The sequence below is a fragment of the Natronomonas sp. genome (assembly GCF_046710025.1).
Taxonomy (GTDB): domain Archaea; phylum Halobacteriota; class Halobacteria; order Halobacteriales; family Haloarculaceae; genus Natronomonas.
On sequence record NZ_JBKEGK010000269.1, the window covers coordinates 1 to 3,212 of the forward strand.

At 64.6% G+C, this 3,212-nt stretch carries 3 protein-coding genes and 1 pseudogene; all 4 read left to right on the forward strand.

The window, feature by feature from the left end:
* Nucleotides 1–640, forward strand: a pseudogene (locus ACI944_RS13555) (2,3-bisphosphoglycerate-independent phosphoglycerate mutase); the annotation flags it as partial.
* On the forward strand, nucleotides 637–1,218 hold the full coding sequence (locus tag ACI944_RS13560; RefSeq protein ID WP_411719559.1) for an alpha/beta hydrolase: 582 nt from the start codon (nucleotides 637–639) through the stop codon (nucleotides 1,216–1,218). The pseudogene ACI944_RS13555 and the gene ACI944_RS13560, both read left to right, overlap by 4 nt.
* 316 nt (nucleotides 1,219–1,534) lie before the next feature.
* A complete protein-coding gene (locus ACI944_RS13565) occupies nucleotides 1,535–2,575 on the forward strand; it encodes a TAXI family TRAP transporter solute-binding subunit (protein WP_411719560.1) in 1,041 nt (346 codons plus the stop codon).
* Between the two features lie 79 nt (nucleotides 2,576–2,654).
* Nucleotides 2,655–3,152: a DUF1850 domain-containing protein gene (locus ACI944_RS13570; protein WP_411719561.1), complete on the forward strand. Its 498-nt coding sequence runs from the start codon at nucleotides 2,655–2,657 to the stop codon at nucleotides 3,150–3,152.
* Nucleotides 3,153–3,212: the final 60 nt, after the last annotated feature.

Below are 3,212 nucleotides of genomic sequence, written 5' to 3' on the forward strand. Positions count from 1 at the left end.
CGAGCGGACGCTTGGCGAGGCGCTCTCGGAGGCCGGGCGCACGCAGCTTCGGGCGGCGGAGTCCGAAAAGTACGCCCACGTGACCTACTTTTTGAACGGCGGCCGCGAGACCGCGTTCAATGGCGAGTACCGTGAGATCGTCCCGAGCCCCGACGTCCCGACCTACGATGAGCGTCCCGAGATGTCGGCCGCTGCACTGACCGACACCGCGATCGACGCGATTGAGAACGGGGTTGGTGACGGTGATACGGCGGCGGCACGCCAAGCGCTCGACGTGTTGGTGTTGAACTACGCCAACCCGGACATGGTCGGCCACACGGGTGATTTCGACGCTGCGGTCGCGGCCGTCGAGGCCGTCGACACCCACCTCGCCCGTCTCGAAGCGACGGTCCGGGTAGCCGGTGGACATCTCTTCGTGACCGCCGACCACGGCAACGCCGACGACATGGGTACGCCCGAGGACCCACACACGGCACACACGACGAACCCGGTGCCGTTCGTCTACGTCGCTCCGAACGGCACCGACGGCGAGTGCACGGTCCGATCTGGGGGGACGCTCGCCGACATCGCGCCGACGCTCCTGTCGCGGATCGGTGTCGAGGTGCCCGAGGCGATGACCGGGGAGCGACTGCTGGAATGAGCGAGGCGGTCGTTATTCCCTCAGATCGGGACGTGCGCGGGACGCTCGATTCGCCGGAGAGCGACCGCTGCGTGGTCGCGTGCCCGCCACATCCGGAGATGGGCGGGAGCCGGACTGACCCCCGAGTTGAGGCGGTGAGCGACGCCGTAGACGGTGCCTGTCTCCGATTCGATTACGGGGCGTGGGACGAGGGGCGCGGCGAACTTTGGGACACCCGCGACGCCCTCGCGTGGGCGCGAACCAACTACAGGCACGTGCGCCTCTTCGGCTACAGTTTCGGGGGGTGTCTCGCCGTGGTCGCCGCTTCCCGCGAGTCCGCGGCCGGGACGCCGCCCGAGAGCATCGTGGCGCTATCACCGGCCGCGAGGCTCTCGGAGGAGATCGACGCGGTCGCCGCCGTCGACGATGTCGGGTGTCCGATCGCGGTGGTTTACGGCGAACGGGACACGACCGTCGACGCCGAGGCGGTCGCAGATCGGGTCCGAGCGCGCGGCGGCGAGGTCCGTACCCTATCTGCCGATCACCACTTTGTGGGCCAGGCTGCGAACGTCGGCTCGTGCGTCGCCGAGCTTTTATAAAACAAATCGTAGCCCCGCGGCCTGAGGTGTGTAACTATAGGGGTGATATAACCCCGTCTCGGTGGCGCGATTCCGGGGTGCTGTGGTCGGGAAGGGGAGAGCGAGGTGACCGCGGCGGCCGGTAGAGCGCCACCACCGTTGGACACAGATTTGTGTCCCGCCTGCACGCAAATAACTGCGATCCGTCATGTCACGGGCCTACAAACAACGGTCTCGGGACCGTTGGCGGCGGCCTCTCCGTCTGTGTGATGCGGCGGTGACTGCCCGATGGCAGCACCCCAATGTATATATAAAACGGTAAATATATAACATAAGTATGACGGACAATCCCATTGGTAACACTATTGACCGGCGAAAACTACTGAAGGGAGCGGCAGCGGCCAGCCTCGTCGGTATCGCCGGATGTACGGGCAACGGCGACGACGGAAACGGCAACGGGAATGGCAACGGTGGAGACGGCAACGGTAACGGCAATGGCGGCGGTGACGGCAACGGTAACGGCGGAACCCGACTGACCTGGCACGCGGGCGGAACCGGAGGGACCTATTTCCCGCTCTCGAACGAATTCAAGACGGTTGTCGAGGCCAACACCGACTTTTCGTTGAACGTTCAGTCCACGGGTGCGAGCGTCGAAAACGTCGGTAGCCTCGCCGACGGCTCGGCCGACTTCGCGCTCATCCAGAACGATATCGCCTCGTTCGCGAAGAACGGAACTGGCATCGATGCCTTCCAAGACAACGCGATCGAAACGATCCGGGGCGTCGCGACGCTGTATCCGGAGACGATCACACTCGTCACGCTCGCGGGGAACGACATCTCCACCGTCGACGATCTCAGCGGCGCGACGATCAACACCGGCGACCTCGGCTCGGGGACGCAGGTCAACGCACAGCAGATCCTTGAGTCGCTCGGGATCACCGATTACAGCGAACAAAACGCCGGCTTCTCGCAGGCGTCTGAGCAACTCGCCAACGGCGATATCGACGCCGCCTTCGTCGTCGGCGGCTGGCCGGTCGGTGCGATCGAAGACCTCGCGAACACGAACGATGTCGAACTCGTCCCGATCAGCGGCGAGAATCGCGAGGCCGTCAAGGCGGACGCCTCCTGGTTTGCGGACGACACGATCCCGGCTGGAACGTACAGCGGCGTCGAGGAGGACATCGAGACCGTCGCCGTGCAGGCGATGATCGCCACGAATGCCGACGTGTCGGCCGACACCGTCGAGACGGTCACGGCTGCTCTCTTCGACAACCTCGACGAGCTCACTATAAAGACCGACTTCATTACGGTCGACAGCGCGCAGGACGGGATGTCCATCGAGTTGCACGAAGGGGCGGCGGCTTACTTCGACGCGTAACCCGATCCCCGCGACCGGCCCGTCGACGAACCGTTTCACAACCGTTTCAAATTCCATCCCACAACGAGTACTCGGAACAATGGGCCACCTTTCACGCTCGAACGCGAGTGCCGCGATTCTCGCACTCGCGGTGCTCGTTCTCGTCGGCGTTGTGGCGGCGGCCCCGGCAGGGGCCGTCCTCGTAGTCGAGGACATCGAGACGGGTGAGCGCTACCTCGTGGAGCCGGTCGACGACGGGAGCACGGTGGCCCTCGAGTACACCCACAGCGTCGAGAAATCCCGCGTTTACGACGAGTATCGGGTCGACGGCGAGACGCTCGTGAACATCCGGATGGAGTTCGAGTCCTACGGTTGGGGGCTTCCGGCGCGCGTCAACGTCACGAACGAGAACGGGACGTTCGTGTACGACCCCACTGAGCCGATCACGGAACTGGAGCACCTCTCGGTCTCGCCGGGCCGGATCGCCGACCACACGCTTATTATCGACGGCCAACGACACGACCTCGTCGCGGCGACCGACGGAAACGACGTACGACTACACATCGAACAACAGTCGCTTCGCAAGATGATCCCATGACCGCGCCCCACCGAACCGACGGCGGTATCGACGATCCGAACGACGACGCCTCGGGAGAGT

Excerpts from the sequence above, each read along its gene's own strand:
- ACI944_RS13565 (WP_411719560.1), top strand. The coding sequence starts at position 1,535 with ATGACGGACAATCCCATTGGTAACACTATTGACCGGCGAAAACTACTG.
- ACI944_RS13570 (WP_411719561.1), top strand. The coding sequence starts at position 2,655 with ATGGGCCACCTTTCACGCTCGAACGCGAGTGCCGCGATTCTCGCACTC.
- ACI944_RS13560 (WP_411719559.1), top strand. The coding sequence starts at position 637 with ATGAGCGAGGCGGTCGTTATTCCCTCAGATCGGGACGTGCGCGGGACG.